Annotated in this window: 18 protein-coding genes; 7 read left to right on the top strand and 11 right to left on the bottom strand. The window is 34.5% G+C overall.

What is annotated here, in order from left to right:
- Window positions 1-148 precede the first annotated feature (148 nt).
- The 3 genes from FVB9532_RS08530 (at window position 149) to FVB9532_RS08520 (ending at window position 6,685) form a co-directional block, all read left to right on the top strand.
- Window positions 149-3,217, top strand: a complete 3,069-nt coding sequence (locus FVB9532_RS08530) for a SusC/RagA family TonB-linked outer membrane protein (protein WP_150544795.1) — start codon at window positions 149-151, stop codon at window positions 3,215-3,217.
- Window positions 3,218-3,243: 26 nt separating this feature from the next.
- Entirely contained in the window at window positions 3,244-4,830 is a 1,587-nt protein-coding gene (locus tag FVB9532_RS08525) for a RagB/SusD family nutrient uptake outer membrane protein (protein ID WP_150544794.1), read from the top strand.
- 82 nt (window positions 4,831-4,912) lie between these two features.
- Window positions 4,913-6,685 carry an alkaline phosphatase gene (locus FVB9532_RS08520; protein ID WP_150544793.1) on the top strand — a complete coding sequence of 591 codons (1,773 nt, stop codon included), beginning with the start codon at window positions 4,913-4,915 and terminating at the stop codon, window positions 6,683-6,685.
- Between the two features lie 320 nt (window positions 6,686-7,005).
- Here FVB9532_RS08520 and FVB9532_RS08515 read toward each other — a convergent pair whose 3' ends face one another.
- A complete protein-coding gene (locus FVB9532_RS08515; protein ID WP_150544792.1) occupies window positions 7,006-7,665 on the bottom strand; it encodes a nucleotidyl transferase AbiEii/AbiGii toxin family protein in 660 nt (219 codons plus the stop codon).
- Between the two features lie 7 nt (window positions 7,666-7,672).
- The gene (locus FVB9532_RS08510; RefSeq protein ID WP_150544791.1) at window positions 7,673-8,182 is read right to left on the bottom strand and encodes a helix-turn-helix transcriptional regulator; all 510 of its coding nucleotides are present in this window, start codon (window positions 8,180-8,182) and stop codon (window positions 7,673-7,675) included.
- Between the two features lie 128 nt (window positions 8,183-8,310).
- Between FVB9532_RS08510 and FVB9532_RS08505 the strand changes: the two genes are divergently transcribed.
- Complete coding sequence (locus FVB9532_RS08505) at window positions 8,311-8,469, top strand: hypothetical protein (RefSeq protein WP_194716514.1); 159 nt, start codon at window positions 8,311-8,313, stop codon at window positions 8,467-8,469.
- Here FVB9532_RS08505 and FVB9532_RS08500 read toward each other — a convergent pair.
- Window positions 8,443-9,423, bottom strand: a complete 981-nt coding sequence (locus FVB9532_RS08500) for a hypothetical protein (RefSeq protein WP_150544790.1) — start codon at window positions 9,421-9,423, stop codon at window positions 8,443-8,445. The two genes, FVB9532_RS08505 and FVB9532_RS08500, sit on opposite strands and share 27 nt — an antisense overlap.
- A 153-nt stretch (window positions 9,424-9,576) precedes the next feature.
- Here FVB9532_RS08500 and FVB9532_RS08495 point away from each other — a divergent pair, with 153 nt between their 5' ends.
- Both FVB9532_RS08495 and FVB9532_RS08490 read left to right on the top strand, forming a co-directional pair.
- On the top strand, window positions 9,577-11,472 hold the full coding sequence (locus tag FVB9532_RS08495) for an AAA family ATPase (protein WP_228482275.1): 1,896 nt from the start codon (window positions 9,577-9,579) through the stop codon (window positions 11,470-11,472).
- Window positions 11,472-12,761 (top strand): 5-methylcytosine restriction system specificity protein McrC, encoded by a 1,290-nt coding sequence (locus FVB9532_RS08490; protein ID WP_150544789.1) that lies wholly within the window; start codon window positions 11,472-11,474, stop codon window positions 12,759-12,761. Before FVB9532_RS08495 ends, FVB9532_RS08490 begins: the two co-directional genes overlap by 1 nt.
- A 383-nt stretch (window positions 12,762-13,144) precedes the next feature.
- On the opposite strand, the gene FVB9532_RS08485 is transcribed toward FVB9532_RS08490, so the two are convergent.
- From FVB9532_RS08485 to FVB9532_RS08450, 8 genes are all read right to left on the bottom strand, one after another.
- Window positions 13,145-14,128: an HNH endonuclease gene (locus tag FVB9532_RS08485; protein WP_150544788.1), complete on the bottom strand. Its 984-nt coding sequence runs from the start codon at window positions 14,126-14,128 to the stop codon at window positions 13,145-13,147.
- Between the two features lie 3 nt (window positions 14,129-14,131).
- Complete coding sequence (locus FVB9532_RS08480) at window positions 14,132-14,437, bottom strand: hypothetical protein (RefSeq protein WP_150544787.1); 306 nt, start codon at window positions 14,435-14,437, stop codon at window positions 14,132-14,134.
- A 7-nt stretch (window positions 14,438-14,444) separates the two neighbouring features.
- A complete protein-coding gene (locus tag FVB9532_RS08475; protein WP_150544786.1) occupies window positions 14,445-15,197 on the bottom strand; it encodes a Shedu anti-phage system protein SduA domain-containing protein in 753 nt (250 codons plus the stop codon).
- Window positions 15,194-15,466: a hypothetical protein gene (locus FVB9532_RS08470; RefSeq protein WP_150544785.1), complete on the bottom strand. Its 273-nt coding sequence runs from the start codon at window positions 15,464-15,466 to the stop codon at window positions 15,194-15,196. The genes FVB9532_RS08475 and FVB9532_RS08470 overlap by 4 nt, the downstream gene beginning before the upstream one ends.
- A gap of 119 nt (window positions 15,467-15,585) precedes the next feature.
- Complete coding sequence (locus FVB9532_RS08465; RefSeq protein WP_194716513.1) at window positions 15,586-16,692, bottom strand: SIR2 family protein; 1,107 nt, start codon at window positions 16,690-16,692, stop codon at window positions 15,586-15,588.
- 218 nt (window positions 16,693-16,910) lie between these two features.
- Window positions 16,911-17,600 carry a hypothetical protein gene (locus tag FVB9532_RS08460; RefSeq protein WP_150544783.1) on the bottom strand — a complete coding sequence of 230 codons (690 nt, stop codon included), beginning with the start codon at window positions 17,598-17,600 and terminating at the stop codon, window positions 16,911-16,913.
- A 439-nt stretch (window positions 17,601-18,039) separates the two neighbouring features.
- Entirely contained in the window at window positions 18,040-18,321 is a 282-nt protein-coding gene (locus FVB9532_RS08455) for a type II toxin-antitoxin system RelE/ParE family toxin (protein WP_150544782.1), read from the bottom strand.
- Complete coding sequence (locus FVB9532_RS08450; protein ID WP_150544781.1) at window positions 18,321-18,560, bottom strand: hypothetical protein; 240 nt, start codon at window positions 18,558-18,560, stop codon at window positions 18,321-18,323. Before FVB9532_RS08450 ends, FVB9532_RS08455 begins: the two co-directional genes overlap by 1 nt.
- Before the next feature lie 870 nt (window positions 18,561-19,430).
- Between FVB9532_RS08450 and FVB9532_RS08445 the strand changes: the two genes are divergently transcribed.
- Window positions 19,431-21,527 (top strand): bifunctional aldolase/short-chain dehydrogenase, encoded by a 2,097-nt coding sequence (locus FVB9532_RS08445; protein WP_150544780.1) that lies wholly within the window; start codon window positions 19,431-19,433, stop codon window positions 21,525-21,527.
- Window positions 21,528-21,573: the final 46 nt, after the last annotated feature.

Below are 21,573 nucleotides of genomic sequence, written 5' to 3'. Positions count from 1 at the left end.
TATCCCAATGTTACTGAAACTAAAATGCAAGTATTACGTTAAAAAAGAGGCGTATTTTGCATCAATACTACACTTTTTTGAAACAAAAATCTACCCTATAACCTGCCATTCAATCTAGTTTAGCAGCAAAACAAAACCTTTTAATTAAATGAAAAAAATTTATCTATTTATGCTGATATGCATGATAAGTATATCAGGAGTGATGGCTCAAACCATCGTAGATGGTACAGTTGTTTCTAAATCTGATGGGTTGCCCATACCCGGAGTGACTGTTATACCTAACGAACAACAGCAGCAAGGAGTACTTACCGATTTTGACGGTAATTTTACGCTTAGTTTAGAAGAAAATGTAGGAACTATAAAGGTAAGTTATATGGGGTTTGCTACACAGGAAGTAGCTTATGAAGGCAATACACAACTTAGGGTAGAATTGGTAGAACAAGTTAACTCATTAAACGAGATTGTATTAATAGGCTACGGTACTTCAGAGAAAAAAGATTTAACCTCTGCGGTAGCTACGGTAAAAAATATTGAAAATATTCAAAGTAGGCCGGTGTCTAATTTTTCAGAATTTTTACAAGGAAATTTACCGGGGGTCACCGTAACCCAAGACGGGGGAGACCCTTCTTCATCTCCAAAAATTACGATTAGAGGTTTAGGAACTTTAAACGGTCAAGAGCCTTTAAGGGTAGTTGATGGTGTGCCTTATTACGGTCCACCCATTAACCCGAATGATATTGAATCGGTAAGTGTATTAAAAGATGCAGCTTCTGCAGCTATTTATGGAGCACAAGCATCTTCCGGAGTTATTGTAATCGAAACGAAAAAAGGAAAATCAGGTAAGATGCGTGTCAACATTGATACTTATACCGGTTTTCAGTCAGCAAACAATTTACCAACGCCGTTAAACGCTGAAGAAAATAACTTTGTATATAATACTGCTGCTGGTAATGCAGGAGCTTCTCCGTTATCTGCTCACGATCCGGAACAAAACCCATGGGGTACAGTTACCAGAACAGACTGGATGGATGAGATTTTTAGAGATGCAGCTTTGTATAATGTAAATGCGAGTATTAGCGGAGCTTCAGAAAAAGCAAATTACATGACTTCATTTGGTTACAATAAAGTAAATGGAGTTTTAATTGGTACCGGTAAAGACCGTTATTCTTTTCGTGTAAAGTCTGATTATAATTTGACTGATAAGATTAGTATTGGAGAAAATATTTACTTTTCTAAAACAGAAGCCGTAGGGACCAATACCAACAGCGGATATTCCGGAGCCATTATTAATGCGATTTATATGCCTGCAGCAGCTTCTGTATATAATGAAGATGGAAGTTATCAAGGAGTAGTTCCAGAACGTTTATCAGATTTTGGAGGAGCTTATGGGGATGTCTACAACCCGGTAGCTTTATTAAAGCGACCAACAACTACTAGTCCGGTTAATTATTTAAATCCAAATGTGTATTTGAATTATGATATCATCGATGGGTTAAAATTTAAAACCAATTATTCTTATGCATTAACCGATAGTAAATACAAGCAATTTAAGCCTAGAATTCCAGAAATAGGGAGGTCTAATGCTCAAAATTACTTGTATCAAAGTTATGAAGATACCAATCGTTGGATTTGGGATAACCAATTATCTTATAAAAATTCTTTTGGAAATCATAATATCAATCTTACAGCAATCTATTCTGCTCAACATACCGATTATGAGTATTATTATCAAGAAGGTAGAGGCTTTGCTAATGAACAAAGTTATAATCAATATATGGGTAATGCTTCAGAATTACGGCCTACACAAACCAATGTATGGGAAGATGCGTTAACCTCGGCCATCGGTAGAGCTATGTATAATTACGATCAAACGTATTACCTATCGGCAAGTATTCGTAGGGATGAAACTTCTAGGCTTTCTACAGAAAATCAATCAGATTATTTCCCTTCAGTTTCAGGAGCGGTACGTTTATCTAATTTACCGGGTATAGAAAACATCTATACAATTAACGATTTAAAGTTAAGGGCTTCCTGGGGTGAAATAGGCAATATTCAAACCGTAGGTTATTATTCTTTCGATGTTCCCTTAGCCAATAGCATAGCGGTTCTTGGAGAAGAAGGGACCAACGATGCCAATGGCTTGTACGTAGAAAGACAGTCAAACCCTAATCTAAAATGGGAAACTTCAGAATCGTTCGATTTAGGTTTAGATGCCAGTTTATTTAATAATAAACTTAGCTTAACAGCAGATTATTTCTCTAAAACTACGAAGGGGATGATTATTCCGGGACTTGCAGATTTACACCAAGGTACAGCAGCAGCTGATGTAAATGGAGGAGAAGTGAAAAATACCGGTTGGGAATTAGCGCTTTCTTATGCGGGATCTGTAGAAGATTTTAGTTACAATATCTTTGGAAATGTAAGTCATATCGATAATGAATTAGTTAACCTAGACGGCTATAATAGTGCCGGGATTGATTATATTCAACACAGCGATCAGGTGAGAGGGGTTTTAAGACCTTTTCGTTCTGCCGTAGGAGAAAATTTATACTCTTATTACTTAGTGCCTGCACAAGGGATTTTTCAATCTCAAGAAGAGGTCGAAGCTTATACACATAACGGGAATTTAATTCAACCCAATGCACAAGCGGGAGATTTAAAATTCGAAGATGTAAATAACGATGGGAAAATTAACAGTGAAGACCGTAAATTTTCAGGAAGTTATTTACCGGACTTCACGTATAGTTTCGGTTTTAATTTTAACTACAAAAACTGGGATTTAAATACGTTATTTCAAGGAGTAGCTGGAGTAAAAGCTTTTAATGCTTATAAATATTCTACTTACAATGCTTCATTACAAGGCTACAATTTGGATAACCGCGTTTTAGGCGCTTGGAGTCCTGAAAACACAGGTTCAGCTATTCCAAGATTAGCAACTAGTGATGATAACTCTAATTTTGGGACAAACTCTACTTGGTACCTAGAAAATGCCTCTTACTTACGTTTAAAAAACGTGACCTTAGGTTATACACTTCCTAAAACAGCAATGAACCGTATTTTTGAAGGCTCTTCCTTGCGTATCTACGTATCTGCCGATAATATTTTTACCATTACCGATTATGAAGGGATGGATCCTGAAGTAGGAAACAACGGTTTAGATATAGGAAAATACCCACTTTCTTCTAAGTATGTAGTCGGTTTATCCTTATCCTTTTAATGTCAACAAAATAAAAAAAGAAAATTATGATTAAACATATAAAACTTAAAGCAATAACGCTTTCGACCATTTCTGTGTTCATGTTTACTTCTTGCTCAGACGATTTTACAGAAGTAGAGCCTAAAGGAAGTGTATCTTATGAGAATTTCTGGAACACCGAAGACGATGCCAAATTAGCTGTAAACAGTTTATATAACGAAATGAAAGCATCAGAAATGTTTTCTCGTGGATTCTTTTGGTACATCAATGCTTCAGACGATATGATTACCGGTCGTATTAAAGCAGATGCCGATAATATTAAAAATTTTGTGTGTACCGGAGACGAAGGCTATACCAAATATATGTATGAAGCCGCTTTTAAAGTTATTCGTCGCGCCAACGATATTTTAAAAAATGTCCCGGAAATGAATATTGATGAAAACTTAAAAAATAGAATGCTGGGAGAAGCTTATTTTATGAGAGGTTTTCATTATTTCTGGTTGGCACATACCTATGGAGACGATGGTCAAAACGGCGGGATCCCAATTGTTACCGTAGATAATATGGAAGCTCCTGCAGGAAGTTACGAGCGTCCTTCAAGTGTGGAAGAAAACTATGAGCAAATTGTACAAGACCTTAACGCAGCAGCAGAATTATTACCACTTTTTACAGAAATGTCTGGGGCAGATTATGGTCGGGCTCACAAAGATGCAGCTTATGCATACATTGCTAAAACGTATTTATACTGGGCGCAATACGACAGCAGTAAATATGCAGAGGTAGTTACTTATTGCGATCGAGTAACCAATTCTGGTTCTGGAAGGGCTTTAATAGATACCGATACACCCGAAGAAGATTTTCGGTTACTGCACAGTCATTTAAACAACTGGACCAGTGAGTACATCTGGTCGGTAAACTCTGGGGTTAATGGAGGAAGTATTTTACCCGGTGTGATGTTAGAGAACAAAGGATGGAGCTCGTATAATGGATGGGGGTATTACCAACCCACCTTAGAATTATATGAAGCTTTTGAAGAAGAAGATGTACGTAGAGAAGTTACTATTTTAAAATATGGAGATGAATTTCCTTACTTTGGGCAAACCAGAGCCTATTACTCAGAAAACTCACTTTCCGGTTTTCAGTTTAATAAATACATGTACGAATTTGGATTGGAATCTCCTATTGGTACCTATATCAATAGTAATGGAGATGATCCTTCAACCATCTATAATGTCCCTTTAATGCGCTATGCAGAAATTTTGTTAATGAAGGCTGAAGCCTTAATTATGCAAGGGCAAAATGGTGATGCTTCTTTAAATTTAGTACGTGATCGAGCAGGTCTAGCTCCTGTTTCCGGAGCAACGTTAGAAGATTTAAAACACGAACGTAGAGTAGAGTTAGCCGGTGAATTTGCCAACCGTCATTTTGATTTGATTCGTTGGGGTGATGCGGAAGAAACCTATTCAAAAGCATTACACGGTAGAATTTACACCGACCGTACCGATCCTACTTCAGATTATACCGTAGAAGAAGTTTGGGGTGCTAGGGATTTTGATAGCTCTTTTATGCACGTTTGGCCATTACCAACAACAGTCATAGAAAGTTCCGGAATACCACAGAACCAAGGTTGGTAAATTTTAATTGTTTGTTTTTTTTGTTTCATGTAATAAAGATGCTGCGCTATCATTCGTAGCATCTTTTACTTATCTATTCTATATGAAAGTATATTTTATTCTATTCTATATCGTTTTATTGAGCGTTTATCATAGTTATGCTCAACAACTACCCATTATTCATTCTCATAATGACTATGAGCAACAAGTTCCGTTATGGCAGGCCTATGCCGCAGGAGCAAGATCAATAGAAATTGATCTCTTTTATAAAAATAAAGAATTGTATGTGGCTCATACCCAAGAAGAAATAGTACCGGAGCGTACGCTTGAGAATTTATATTTAAAGCCTTTAGAAGAAGCTGCAGAAATGAAGGTTTTAAAAAAGGAGCCACTTCAGTTAGTACTCGATTTGAAAACTACAGCAAAGCCTACGCTTAAGGCATTAATGAAACAATTAAAAAAGTATAATAAGTTAATCGAAGGGCAAGACATTCAAATTATCATTTCAGGTAACCAACCCCAACCTGAAGATTTTAAAAAATACCCTTCCTTTATTCAATTTGATTACCAATCCTTAGAGAATTTAAGTCCAAGTGAGTGGGAACGCGTAGGGATGATCAGTTTAGATTATTCAGCCTATTCGGTTTGGAATGGTAAAGGAAGATTTACGCACGAAGACCTTCAACGCGTAAAACAAGTAATAGAGAAGGCTCATCGCTATCAAAAGCCCTTTCGGTTTTGGGCAACACCAGATTCTAAAAGTGCTTGGAAGGCCTTTTATAATTTAGGTGTAGATTTTATCAATACCAACAAGCCGTTTGCATGTGTCAACTACTTAAGTTCTTTGCCAAATCGGGTATATGAGAACCAAGTGTTTTCTAAGGTATACCGTCCTACTTTTAAAAACGATGGAGCAGCAACACCGGTGAAAAATGTTATTTTACTTATTGGAGATGGCAATGGCCTCTCACAAATTTCCTCTTCAACCTTAGCTAATGGAGGAGAACTTACGTTAACGCAATTAAAAAACATAGGTTTTATAAAAACATCTTCAGCAGATGATTTTACCACAGATTCTGCGGCTGCAGGAACTGCCATCGCCATCGGAAAAAAGACTTATAATCGTGCCATTGGAGTAGATCATTTAGGAGCGGAAAGCATTAATATTTGCGAAGTTTTGCAAGAAAAAAACTTTAATACCGCCGTAATTACCACAGATGAAATTACCGGTGCCACCCCGGCAGCTTTTTATGCCCATCAAAAAGATCGCGGAATGACTCAACAAATCGCTGCAGATTTGTACAAAAGTGATCTTACTTTATTTGCCGGTGGCGGAGCTAAATATTTTAAAAAACAATTGCCATTTAATTTAGTAAACACTCCAGAAGCTATTGCCAACGCAAAAGCAGCACGTATTGGTTATTTTATGGCCGACGGTGGCGTGCCTTCTACTTTAAATGGTCGAGGTGAAGAGCTTCCTAAGGTAGTAGCTCATAGTCTTGAGTTTTTAAAACAAAAAGAAACACCATTTTTTGCGATGATTGAAGCCGCGCAAATCGATAGTTACGGTCATTTTAATGATGTCGCAGGTATTGTAAGTGAAGGGATAGATTTTGATAAAGCAATTACCGAAGCTGTAAAATTTGCCGATGAAAATCCCGGAACATTGGTGATTGTAACCGCCGATCATGAAACTTCAGGCTTTAGCATCCCACAGGGAAATTTAGAACATCATACCATCGAAGGAGATTTTACCACACACGATCATACCGCGACGATGGTTCCTGTTTTTGCTTATGGGCCACAAGCACAAGGTTTTACCGGCGTTTATGAGAATAATGAAATTTACCATAAAATTTTAGCCTTATTGCGTTAAAATAATTTTACCCCACGTATATTGCCAAAAGCCCGTTTTCTTTATAAAAAGTTAGCGGGTTTTTTTATGGAAGCGCGCGGATGCCATCAGATATGCAAGAAAGCTTCTTTAACCTCTTTGATATGGAAAATAGCTTAGCAGTTGACTTATTAAAAAACGGTTTCAATTTAATTACCAATCCGCTACTACCTTAAAGATCTTAAAAACGCTAAACTTATAGGGGAAAGCGGAACAAAGCAAAAGGTATTTCGACTAAGCTCAATACAGGCTTCGGTTTTTTGCCTAAGCAACAAATAGGGTTGAGGTGGAATTTGATGGATTTAATTTTTAGAACTTATAAGATTTTGCACTTGTTCCTCTATATCTAATTTGATAAGTTCCCAAACTTTGCCTTTATAACAATTGGGTGTGAAATCATCTTCAGCTAAAGAAAAGTCTTTACATTGTTCTAAAAGCTCTTCTCTTGTTGCGCCATAAGGATTTCGTTGTTCATAGAAGTCTAACATTTGCGCTAAGGTAAATACATCTAAAAGCTCGTGGATGTCCCAAAAATCCTTTTTACGTCCACCATTAGCAATCACTTCAAACTTCATTGCTGCTATTTCTTCATGAGATGCAAAACGTATATGATCTTCTTGTATTAAAGGAAAAACAAAAGGGTCTGTATAATACATATCCAATTTAATTGCATGATGTTCATCTTCACCAACAAAATAAGACCTTCCCAATACAACTTCACCAACAGCTGGGGTGTCTACATAAGCAAATACATTATTTAAAATTTCTTCTAAACGATCAAAATCAATACTGCCATATGCTGCATCTGTAAATAAATCTATATCTATAGATTCTCTGTGCCCTAGTAGTAAACTTAATGATGTACCACCAACTAACCTAAAACTATTAAATTCTTCAATAGTCATTAACGTATTTAAAGATTCCCAAAGTAAATCGGAAACGGTATGAAGGTGTAAAGGCATTTAAAACTTAAATAAGTTGAAAGTCTTCTGCATTTTTTTGAAATGAAGATAAACGGGATGGTTCAATAGACTTTACGATTCTTGAAACTGTTCTTTTTCCGTAGAATTTTATGATTTCATTGATTTCTTTATCATTACCACGTTCTAAAACTCTTTTGATAATGGCACGTTTGTTTTTGTTCCAATCTATTTGATCAAATGAGGTATCCCAAAATAGTACTTTTCTAATATGGTTTAAATTTGGTATTCTTTTATTTTTTTCAGTCAATTTACTTTTTACTTCATACCCTGCTTGTAACATCATAAAATAGTCTTCTTCGATATGAAAGAACTCTCCCAACTTAATGGATAACGCTGGATTAATACCTCTTTTTTGATGTATAATAGCACTAATGGTTTGCTTATGCTCACCTATAGATGTAGCTAATTGAGCGCTTTTAATATTATTGCGCTTGATTTCACGGTGTAATATTAACCCGGGATGTATGCCTTTTATTTTAGCTATTTTAGGGAACATAGTTTCTTTTGTTATACAAATGTAGGTATAAAAAGATTAGTAAACAAAATTGTTTACTTTTTGTAAATAGTAATCTAATACTATAAACCCTTATATATTATATAAATACATAATCTCTATACCATTAGATGGCACTGGAAATTGCCAGAGAAAAACAAATTAACGTACAACGTCCCAACCGCGATTTTCTCTTGGAAATTAAAAGTGGAAAATTTGCTTACGATACGCTTTTGGCACAAGCAAATTTCATTGATGTGGGATCAATGCAATTCTTTAATGCTTTTTAATTTTAAATCCTCATCCCAAATCGTAAGCACTTTTAGGTGAAAAACCCTAAAATCTTCAGCTTTCTTTCCTTTCACCTGATAGTTTAACTTATAGGTGGCATAAAAATCACCAGTTGGTTTTTCGGTAATGTCAAAACTATCCCAATCGATCTCGCTCTTAGAATACGGATTTTTTTCTCGGTATTCACGAATATTTTCTAATACTTCGTTGATAGAAGGCTTCTTTATCCCATACCAATAGGTGAGCTCTGGCGATATATAATTAGAAAGCTCTTGTAAATTATTGGCATCACTTAATTGGTAATAGGTAGTGATCCGCTCTTTTAAAATGTCTTCCTGGTCATTTTTAAAATAGGTGATGGAGGCAATGCTTAAAGAAATGATAAACATACTTACCACTAATAAGAGTTTACTTTTTTGCTTGCGTTTAGTGATCGAATCCTTAGGTGGATGAGGTGCTTGCTTATTTAAATGAGCCGCTTCTTTTGAGTTGTCCTGATGAATTAATGAACTGGAGACGGATTTTTTGGGGATACGATACTCCTGCGCTTTGGCAACACTTATTTTCTCTTCTTGGTGTTCAGCAAACGGAATTAGACTTACATATTCAGGATTTTCTGCTTGATCTCCGTAGCCTAATACGATATAAATAGGAACTTCCGTTGAGTGTAGTTCAGGAAAACTGTTGACTTGCGCCTTACTTAAAGTATCATACTGATTTTTATAAGGTTTCGATCTGTACTTGGCTTCTACGTGAAATTCTTGTCCAGTGAGCTTACACCGAAACTTAAAATCGGGGTTTTTAGAATTTTCTACAAAGCGTTGACTATTTTGCTGATAGCTGTTGGTTTTATGGAGTAAATCATATCCCTCCTTCGGGAATAAAACCTCTTCTACATAATCTTCAAAGGCTTGTCCTTTGTTAAAGGATTCTTTGTTGTAGTTGTAACCCATTGGGCTGATTGTTTTGACTGTAAGTTTAATAAAATATAAGAAACTATACAAAAAATGATAAACCACTTAAAATACGGGTTTCCTCATCTAAAAGCTATTTTTTATAATTATTTTTAAAATTCTATACTAACAAAATAAATAATAAAATAGTTTATGAATTACTGGGCAGTAGGTTCAAGTTTTGGGGGCACTGATGATCGTACTCAAGAGTTTATCAAAAATGAAAATTGGTTTGATGGAAAATATGATCAAGGAGATCATATAAATGAAAATTATCTCAAAGATATCAGGGTAGGGGACATCTTAGTAATGAAATCTAGTGCCACTAAAGGAAAAGGTCACAGTATTACTTTTACTAAGGTTAAAGCTATTGGTATAGTAAATGAGTTGTTAAATACTCACTATTATAAAGTTATGTGGCTTTCTAATTTGAATGAGCTTCCTCTTGATTTTGATGGTATATCGTACAGGAAAATCATTGAGCCTTTAAGAAATGATAAAATTAAAGAATATGTAGATAAAGCTTTAGAACGTATGCAAATGATTAAAACGGTGGAACTTTTAAATTACAAAAAACAAATTATCCTTCAAGGGCCTCCCGGTACCGGAAAGACCTATCTAGCAAAGAAAATTGCTAATGAGCTGACAAAGGATACCATAAAATTTAATGCACTACATAAGATTGAAGTTTTCTTTGAAAATTACAAAGTTAATGATGATATCCTTGAACATCGTGAGTTTGTTAATGGCCTTAATAAGGCATTTTTAAACAAATTTGAGAAGCAAGAATTATCAAATTTGAAACTAGATGATTACGTATTGGGAATTGAAAGCAATGATACTTTTTGTTATTGGCTTGAATATAAATTAGTACACACTGGAAAGTATGCTGGTAGAGCTACTAAAGGTAAAATTTATTGGGATGCTAAAAATGAAGAATATAAAAAGAATGGCTTTATACGTGATATTGAAGACAATTCAGAGGCTATGAAAAAAGTAGCAAAATTGTTAGAGGATATTGTTTATGAAAACGTCTATGACTATCCCATTGGTAAAGGCTTTGTACTAAAAGTTCTTTATCAATATCATCCAGATAAGTATTTTCCTATTAATAGTGAATTTTGTTTAAATAACGTTTTAAGGTTAATTAAACAAGAATACAAGAATCTTAACTATATAGAAAAAAATAAAAAAGTCCAGCAATTCTTTTTAGACTTAAAACATAAATATAATTCCGATATTACGAATTATGAGTTGATGTATTTTTTGTTTGAAAATTTTGATTTAAAGGGAAAGTTAATATTAGAGAATGATGAAGTTGTTACTAAAGGTGATAAGAAAATAATTCAATTTCATCCTTCTTATACCTACGAAGATTTTGTAAGAGGTATAACAATTAATACCAATGAAAGTGGACGTCTCGAATATGAACCTGAAAATAAATCGCTAGCTAAATTTGCAGAAGATGCGTTGAATAATAAGACAGCAAATTATGTTCTCATCATCGACGAGATCAACCGAGCAAATTTACCAAGTGTCTTGGGTGAATTGATTTATGCGTTAGAATACCGAGGCGATGCTGTGGAAAGTATGTATGCGATTGAGGAAGATAATAAAATTACGATCCCACCTAACCTCTATATCATTGGCACCATGAATACCGCTGACCGTAGTGTGGGACATATCGATTATGCCATACGTAGGCGTTTTGCTTTTGTAGATGTATTACCCGATGAAGGTGTTATTGCTAATGCTAAGGCAAAAAAATTATTCGAAGAAGTATCTAAACTTTTTGTAGAATCAGTTGATGGAAAGAAAAAAAACTCAAAATACCTTACCGCAGACTTTGATTACAAAGATATTCAGTTAGGACACAGTTACTTTTTATTGAAAGAATATAAAGAGGATGACAACAAAGATGAAAAACAACTCAATGAATTGAAAATGCGTCTAAAGTATGAAATTAAACCAATACTGCTAGAGTATGTAAAGGACGGTATTCTGCAAGAAGATGCCAAGGAAAATATTAATGATCTCAAAGTAGTATAATGCTTCAATTTTCAGAACATGAAGGTTTTAAGGAAATCACTCCCGTTACTCACGAATTCCTTAAAGTTGAAGAAGGGGAGTTCTTTTCGAAAACCTTTAAGAAAACACACCGAAACAGAGAGCAGTTAGAGCATTGCTATGAAATTAATTGTATTGATCAAGAGCTTGGAGAGTATGCCGTTAAAACCAATTATTACATCGGTGTGGATTGGGTAATACCAAATAAATTACCGATACAAGTAATTCCGAAGATTGATGATACAGAAAGGCAGACCGATTACTTGAAGATGTTGCTGCATTGTATGAAGCACCCTGAGGTTACTCAGGAGATAGAGGAGCTTGTTGAGGTAAAGTGGGAAGAGCCTAAAATTGAAATAGAACAGCATCAGGATTTTTTGACTCCGTTTTTAATAATTGAATTTTTAGGTGTTTTAAGAAGTATTGTAAAAAAAGGACTTAAAAAGTCATATTATAAGGTTGAACATAATTTACAAAGCCGAGTAAAAGGAAAAGTGCTGATATCAAAGACCATCAAGCATAACCTAGCCCAAAATAAAAACTTACATACCTATTGTCAATTTGAAGAATTTGGTGTTAATACTCCAGAAAATAAGCTTTTAAATAAGGCATTTGAATTATCGAAAGCTTATTTGCCGAGTTTTAATAAACTTACCGAGGCCAAGGGGCTGAAGGATTTGTATAATTATATTAACCCTGCTTTTAATCAGGTTTCTACACAAGTAAGCCTTAATGAGGTGCCTCAACGAAAATCTGGAAGTTTATTTAAAGAATATGATGAGGCTTTAACATTAGCCAGATATATCATCAAACGCTATGGCTATAACATTAAATCGCAAACTAAAGAGAAAGTAGAAATCCCACCTTTTTGGATAGATATGAGTAAGCTTTTCGAATTCTATACCCTTAGTTTGCTCAAAGATCATTTTGGAGCAGCTGTTTCTTTTCAATTTAAAAACAGGGGCAGTGAGCTTGATTATTTACTAAATACGGAGACGTATAAAATGGTGATTGATGCAAAGTATAAACCTAGCTATTTAAATGGCAGAAATAATCAAGATATGCGCCAAGTGAGTGGTTATGCACGTCTTAAAAAGGTTTATGAAACTCTTTATGGTGATAAAGACTATAATAAGCTCATAGACTGTTTAATTATTTACCCTGATCAGGAAACAGGTTTAGAAAAAATAACCGGTAATGATTTAAAACAAAACCCTATACCCGATTATATGAATATTTATAAATTGGGTGTTGTTCTGCCGATTGTTTAAGATTTTTAATTTAACATGAATTAGATCTTTGGGAATTATCAATATTTTTTTAAGTAAATGTTAATCTTTGTATTTGACTTCTAATGATATTGATGGTAAAAAATCCAAATTTCACACTTTACCGGAAACCATATCTTCAGAATCAATTTTATTATCTAAAATATGTGACATGGTTTGTAGTCCTTAGTTCTATTCTCCCATCTAATTCCACGTGAATTAATCATATTATAGTAGCTAGATAGTAATTTGAAAAAATCAATTTTATCTGTTTAAGTGTTTCTTTCATTGCTTGTAATTCAGCAACATTTAAAATAATCAATAGTTTATTGTAAGTTTTTGATTTTAAAAAAAAATATAATTGATTTTAATAAACTTTTAAAACCCTATCCCTCCCCCAAAAACACCTGTTCCCGATGCCATGCAAGCCCTTCTGGCGATGGGTAATGGCGCTTCTTTTCTGGAAGGCGTATTGCCACCCCATCAAACTGACGAAGGCCGTAAACCGACTCACTTTCTGTAAGGTCGGGGCTTACCTCTACCCGATAGTCCTTATTTATGCAAATTAAGCCCCGATCAAATGCCCGGTGCAGGTTGGGCGAGAGGCTAATCCCGTTGGGGATGGTATCGTCGTTAGAAAGGCTAAACGGACGAATATGGCAAGCATCTACCATTTGAATGTTAGCATGGGTGTTAATTTTCATGCCAGAGATGCAACACGTATACTCATAAATTCTAGGTACTGTCTTTTTAAATAGACTTCCCCGTACAAACACCTCTTCTAAAAACTCGTTCTCTTTTAAGGTGGCTTTTAATTGCTTAAGGTGTTCCCGGTAAATTTCCCCCGGTTCGTTTAGTAGTTCGTATTCTAGTTGTTGCTGGGTGGCGTTCACTCCCATTAAAGAAAAATTCCCTTTAGTTTCGGGGAAATAAGTATCCAACAAGACTTCGGTCAAGATTTGGCGGTAGAGGGGGGTGAGGAGCAAGGCAAACAAACCTTCCTCTAAGCAAGCAAAAGCTACAGTTTCTTTTAGTTTGGGGAAGCTTTTAATACTTCTGGATTTAGTAATGGGCAACTCCATTCCCGGGCGGGTCTCCAACTCCCAAAAAGGTTCATTTTTTAAATGAAAAAAAGGTAACGAAAAGTTGGGCGTATGTCCCGTGGTTACCAATTTTTGCCAGTTGTTTTTAAAAGCTAGCACCAGTTCTCCAGTAATAAAAATCTTATTGATGCTAATCTCTCCTTTAGCCATTAACTCCATTACCGATAGCAACAAGATAGGTTTATGTGGGGCTTTCCCTAAACCTTTACTATAACCCCGGTTAAGTTTTTTAAAGTAATTTGTGTATTTTGTAAGGAGTTCTTCCATGTATTAGACGCTTCTAGTATGCTTGGCATCATAGTCAATAAGGTAACACCTTACCTTAAATAGATCAGAATTCATATCATCTAACAAATCATCTAGCACTACCGCTATGATGATGGAATTGCAAACTTTGTGTAGTGGCTTAAACCGAAGCATGTGTATATAGTGATCCTGTTGCCCAATAAACTTAGCTAATCTCGCTATAGCATTCCAAATCGCTTTTTCTTCCTCGGTCTGGGGTGTTTTTCTAAAGCCTAAATACTTACTTAGTTGGTAAGAAACCCCTTGTGTTGTTTGTATGCAATTGTTCATTTTAGGATTAATAATTTTTTGAAATTTTAGAATAAACTCTATGCCTTAATATTTCTTCTACATGCTTACTATAAAAATGAGATGTTGAGATTTGATCGCTAGTGCAAAACTTTTTCCATTCTGCGTCTGTTATAGCTTTATAGAAAGGATTTGCCAAGGCATCTTCATACATATAATTTTCATCTGATAACCAAGCGGTAGGGTAAAACATTCTTGACTTAAACTTGTCAGTTAAGTAATCAAAAGATCTTATTTCTGCACCGAGCTCATCAGCAATTTGATTTCTCTTTTCTATTTCATAAGGATTGCCAAGACGACGCCCAATAATAATTCTAAACTTTATATGACTGTTTGAAATAACACGGGTAGTTGTAGTTGGCAGGTATTTTTTAAACCACGCTTTATTATCTATTAGCCATCTTTTCCAATCTCGTATTTGCTGAATAGTTTTGTTAAAATCTGCACTAATCAATCCTTGTCTAGTGAATAAAGTAGCATTAGGTTGTTTTATTTCAATGAGATCAAACAGGTTCCCGTTGCTAAAGCCGTCAGTTAAGGTGACAAAGTCTGTTTCTAACTCGCTTCCTAGTTTTAACTTTGCAATAACCAAATGACAATTTTCATTGGCAAGAAACAAGCCCGCATGATTGGTTAAAAAAGTTTGATAAAACCGTTCATTCAAATTTTTGTCTAATAAAGTAATCCACTTTTCTAAAATAGATACCTTTACTTCGGGAGTAAATTTTTCATACCAATTCATTTGAATACATCAATAAATAATTCATAACATTCTTTCTTTATTGTTTCATCAATATCTGATTCGGGATGAATTACGAATATTATATTACTAGAGTTGTTTATCATTCCATAATAATTATGTAATCTATCATGCTCATCATAATCAATTTTTGAGTTTCTAGATTTAAAATATGAAATATGCTTTTTTTCAATATCTAATAAGCCTTGTTTCAATAGGTTCAATTTGGTGCCGGCTTCTTCACCATAAAGGGTTTTATGTAAATCTTTCATTTTATTTCATTTATTTGTAGCTTTTCCTATAGTTGAAAGAATTAAGCAGATTTGCTAACTTAGACTGTTGTGTTGGTCAAGTTAATTATTTTCTTTTTAACGTTAACGGCTATTGGTGATTAACCGTTGTTAGACTTAGTTTTTTTACCCATAAGGTTAAGAATTCCTTTTTCCACATCCTGCCAAGAATTAATCCAACCAGGTTTTGTTCCAAGATGAATTAATGAGTTTTCTAAAAACTTTTGTGTGCTCTCATTTATGGGTTTAGGTTGTATCCAAATATGTTTTATAATTTTATTGTTATCGTCGCCTTTAAAACTATCCAATTGATTATTAATATTTTCCGTACTCCAATTCAACCATTTTCTAATATTAGGATCTGACATTGATAATCCTAAAAATATCATTTTACTATTAGTGGCTGTATAAGAGAAAACATTCTGTGCCCAACCACTCATCGTAGCTGCAGCTTTTGAATATGAACTTTCTGCAAAAATTAAATTATCTCTAGAATCATTTTTAATTTTCCTATCAACTGGAATTTGTGGATATATAGCCCCATGTAAATGAAGAATTGGTATTTTCTTTTCCCTTCCTGTTTCGAAAGGTCTTGTGACTCTAACATAATCTTCTTGAGGATAATTATATTCTCCAGTTTTTTTATAATGATTATATACCCCGAAAATAACCACTAGACTATGTAATAATGGATCGGCATTAAAAGTTATTATAGATTCTGGTCTAGTTAATTTATCATCAGAATCAAGTAAAATATTTTTTAATTGAATTAAAGTTGAATTGGAATATTCTTTTTCGAAAAATTCTACGATTCCTATTGATTCTTTTTTCTTAATCCAATGTGGATTGTGAATCATTACTGCTAGGGCTTCACCAAGGCGATAATCTTCTGCTTTTCTAATAATATTTTGGTATAAATTTTTTTCTAGGATAAAATTGAAATCATCGATCGTATTACCATCTTTTAAATTTTTGTTGAGTGCTGCTTGGAGCCAACTATCTAAGCTAAAGCCTATTTTATCTATATTTTCTTTGAAATCATTTTCTGACCAATTAAAATTGAAAATCTCATTAACTACATTTCTTGTGAGATCAAACCAATCTGGTAAAATACCTTTACATATTCCTGCTCCTAAACATAATGTCCAGTTAGTATTATCTAAATAACTATATGCTTTTTCGGATGTGGTTAAAATACTACTATTCATCTTAAAAATTAAGCCTAACATGCGAATAAACGCATGGCGTTTATATACACAATATCACTTCTCCAAATATAACTAAATTAGTTATTGTCTAAAATAGCGCAATAACAAAGAGCAGGGAAGGCATCAACAAAACTAAAAGCACTTTTCTTCCACGGTGAAACTTACATGCGGACTTGTCGAATTAATCATTTTCTTTCTTTGTTTCTGTAATTATACTTTTATAGTTTTTTGATATCTTCAATAGTAGAAAAAATTAATGATGGAATTTTACCATTGGATAAATCAGAATATGTGATCGTTTGAGAAAGGAAAGTATCTATAGCAATGCAATAATCTTCTGCAATTTGATAATTTTCTGAAAAGTTTGACATTAAAAACATAGAAAGCATTTCACAAAACATTCCTAATTGAGATTTTTTATAACCATCCAATTGGGATATTAGAATAATACCACCTATTTCTATTTTTCCATTTCTTTCGAAAGTGAATATCAAATTTGGATTAAGATATATTGGAAAATTATTTATGGGTATAATTTTTTGATCTTTATGAATAGATTCAAAATTTTGAATATTATTGGGTCTTAAATTTAAGATATCAAATTCCTTAAAGTTATTTAAGATATCGATATTTCTTTGATACATTATTTTATATCGCTGTCTTTCTTCATTTTCTTTCTTCTGAATTACTTTCTCAATTTTAGAATCATAATAGTCTTCATTTTTATCCTTAAAAACGTTTTGAATACAGCTATTGCTTATTGACCAATAATTGCCACCTCCATCTTTTTTACCATCTACTTTTTCTTTTGGCTTTCGTAATTTTAATTTCTGGGCAAAGTTCCTTTTTGATTTGTCAGAAGTTTTTTCTCTGAATTCCACTAATTCTTTTACTGTAATCTTTTCCATAAAATTTATTTGTATTGATTATTAGATAGTTGAGTGGAGATGAATTAAGTTAATTCGTTTCTTAAACGAATATTTTATAAAATTGTAGCCAACTAACTCATTGTATTTAAATATTTATTAGTATTATCCTGTTTTCAGTATTAGTGTATCCTAAATTTAACAAAAAACTTTAAACTTACTTTACGGTTAACCGTAAAATGTATAATTATTAATAGTTATTAAGTGCATTCGTACTGTTATGCGTAAAACTATCTTTTATTTATTCGTATTTTTTAGCCTATCTATTTTTTCACAGCAAGTAATCGGGAGATAGACCAAGTTCAAGTTTCAGAGGGACAACAAGGTTATTAGGAATTTATTGGAGTTGAGAAGTAAGAAGTGGGTGAGAATAAGTAGTGGGGAAGTGTTCAGTAGGTAGGTAGTTAGCTTGGTATATTTTTTAATAGTGAGCTTTGGTACATACTACATTCAGAATATATACACTCCCTTTTCGCTCTTTATAAAGTAATTTGTAATCCCTAACAATTATTCTACGATAGTTTGGGAAGATTTCATCTTGCTGGTACTGGTCAGTAAATACAATTTTTTTGGAAGCTTGAATGATATCTTTTCTCACGATTTTTCTTGCAGCGGGAAGATCTTTATACCTGTAATCTAAAATGCTTGTAAGCGATTCTCTAGCTTGTCTTGTCCAAACTATTTGAATAATTTTGCTTGGCATTAATTCTCCTCTTTTTCAAATTCTTCCGCAGTCATAAAATCTCCCTTTTCTATTTGACTTTCGGCAATGTCTAAAGCGGTTTTATACTCTTGACGGGTCATAGGTGTTCCATCTGGATGGTAGGCCACCACCTCATTTTTAAAATAACCTTCATATAAGGCATCTACCATTTGTAGAAAACGTACATCTACTGTCTTAATAGATTTTTTCCATTTCTCTCTTAATTCTATCGCTTCCATAATCTTAACTTTTATTACAAATATAACAAATCTCTTGAATCCTTTATTCAATGTATACTATGCAACATATTTTATATAAAAACAAGAAACTAAAGATGGAAACTTGGAAAGGTAATGAGAGTGATCATATACAAGCTTTCGCTTGGTTAAGCTACTCAAATTATTTACTTTTATTCGGTATTTACTCAAAGAGAAATAGATATTAGAAATTATTACGCTACACGAATTTGAACTTTTTGATATAGAAAAACAATTTAAAGATACTTTTAAAGAAGATAATTGTATTTCTCAATATTCTGCCAAAAAGTTTTTCTTAGTAAGTTGTCATTAATTTTATTTGAGGATATATCAAGTAATAAATTCAATGGTATTTCAGTATAAAATGAGATACTTAATAAATAAATATTGATAAAAGTATTAACAGTAAGGTTGGTTAGATTGATAAATTGATAAGGGTCTAGGTCTAAATCTATTGAATTAAGAAATTTTTCGAATAAACACGGGTACAATTCCATAGAGCATATCTGTAACGCTTGAGACTAAGAAGCCCTATAAAGATTACGAACAATCACCACAAAAAACTAAGATCAAGATCTTATGCACTTAAGCGTAAGCAAACCTTTTAATATTTCCTTCTATTTTTACTTATAGCTGCGATTCACTTCAGCTTACCCATAAAAATAAAACAAGCTTTCTAAAGCAATATCCATAAATTTCGTAAATTCCCTATTCCTTTTTTAAGAAAAATAAAATAAACTTATTTTACCTTTTGCAACTATAATTTTATAGCCCTTGCAGTACACTACAGGATGGTAGCTTTTGAGTTAACAATTACATTTGAGAAGCTTAAATTGAAACAATAAAATTAAAATGAAAAAAACTTTTCAGTACGTAGACTATCTCTGGGATGAAGCTAAAGCTGCCGAATTGGGTGACGATCAGGTAGCTTTGTTTTTATACCGATCCAATATATTAGGTGCCGATCTAAGAATCACCAATTATGGAGGCGGAAATACCAGTTGTAAAACCATCGAAAAAGATCCGCTTACCAATGAAGAAGTAGAAGTGATGTGGGTAAAAGGTTCCGGTGGGGATATTGGCACACTTACCCGAAAAGGAATAGCCGGTTTATATACAGAGCGCTTAAGAAATCTTAAAAACGTGTACGGTGGACTAGAAGACGAAGACCGAATGGTGGGACTTTTTAATCATTGTATTTACGATTTAGACAGTAAAGCACCTTCCATCGATACGCCACTACACGGTTTATTGCCGTTTAAACATATCGATCACTTACATCCTGATGCCCTGATCGCCGTGGCGGCAGCAAAAGATAGCGAGCAAGTCACCAAAGAGATTTGGGGAGATACGATGGGGTGGGTACCTTGGCAGCGACCCGGTTTCGATTTAGGACTTCAACTGGAAAAATGTTTGAACGAAAATCCCGGTATTCGTGGAATTGTGTTAGGCAGCCACGGTTTATTTACCTGGGGCGATACCTCTTACGAGTGCTACGTCAATAGCTTGGAAGTAATTGAAATGGCTTCCGAATATATTGAAAAGAAAATTAAAGAAAACGGAGAAGTTTTTGGCGGACAAAAAATCGAAGCTTTGCCTGCGGAAGAACGTAAAGAAAAAGCTGCTGAGTTGATGCCACTATTACGCGGATTGGCTTCTTCAGAAAATCAAATGATCGGTCATTTTACCGATAGTGATACCGTTTTACAATACATCAACAGTAATGATCTGGAACGTTTGGCACCTATGGGAACGTCTTGTCCCGATCATTTTCTGCGGACGAAAATTCAGCCGCTCATCTTGACCTTAGACCCGTCAGATGAGGTGATCGATACCGAAGCGACGCTGAAAAAATTAGAGCCTTCCTTTGAACAATACCGCGAAGAATACCTTCAATATTACGAAAATCATAAACACGCCAATAGTCCCGCTATGCGTGATCCTAATCCGGTGATTATTATTTACCCGGGAGTGGGGATGTTTAGCTTTGCCAAAAACAAGCAAACCACGCGTGTTGCAAGTGAATTCTACGTAAATGCGATCAACGTAATGCGAGGAGCAGAAGCAATTAGTGAATATACCTCCTTACCCAGACAAGAAGCCTTTGACATCGAATATTGGTTGTTAGAAGAAGCAAAATTACAACGAATGCCTGCAGAAAAACCACTTTCCCGTAAAGTGGCCATCGTCACCGGTGCAGCCGGCGGAATAGGAAAAGCCATTGCCGATAAATTAGTTGCCGAAGGCGCCAATGTCGTGCTTACTGATATTAGTCAGGAGAATTTAGAAGAAGCTTTAGCGACTTACAAACGTGACGAAGCAGCCATTGCGCTTTGCGATGTCACCAAAGAAGAGTCCATCGAAAAAGCCTACAAAGAAGCAAATTTAGCTTTTGGAGGGGTCGATATCGTAGTCCATTCAGCAGGATTGGCGATTTCTAAATCCTTACCCGATACGACTTTGAAAGATTGGGAGTTATTACAAAATGTATTGGTGAAAGGACAATTCTTGATGGCTCAAAAAGGCGTTGAAATTATGCGTAAACAAGGTTTGGGCGGTGATATTGTAAATATTGCCAGTAAAAACGGACTCGTTTCCGGACCGAACAATGTAGGCTATGGAACGGCAAAAGCTGCGCAACAACATATGACGCGTTTATTAGCTGCAGAATTAGGTGGTGATCATATTCGTGTGAATACCGTAAATCCTGACGGAGTTATTGTGGGAAGTAAAATATGGGAAGGTGATTGGGCGGAAGGCCGTGCCAAAGCACACGGAATTAAAGTCGAAGACCTGCCTGCACATTACGCCAAGAGAAACCTATTAAATGAAATTATCCTACCGGAAGACATCGCCAACGGTGTATTTGCCTGCGTAGGAATCCTCGAAAAAAGCACCGGAAATACCATTAATGTAGATGGTGGTATGGCCAATGCTTTTGTGAGATAGAGTTTTTAATGATGATGAGAGATTAGAGGTGAGACGTAAGGACTCT

The organism is Mesonia oceanica, assembly GCF_902499555.1.
Classification (GTDB): domain Bacteria; phylum Bacteroidota; class Bacteroidia; order Flavobacteriales; family Flavobacteriaceae; genus Mesonia; species Mesonia oceanica.
This window is presented reverse-complemented; position numbering and strand designations above follow the sequence as displayed.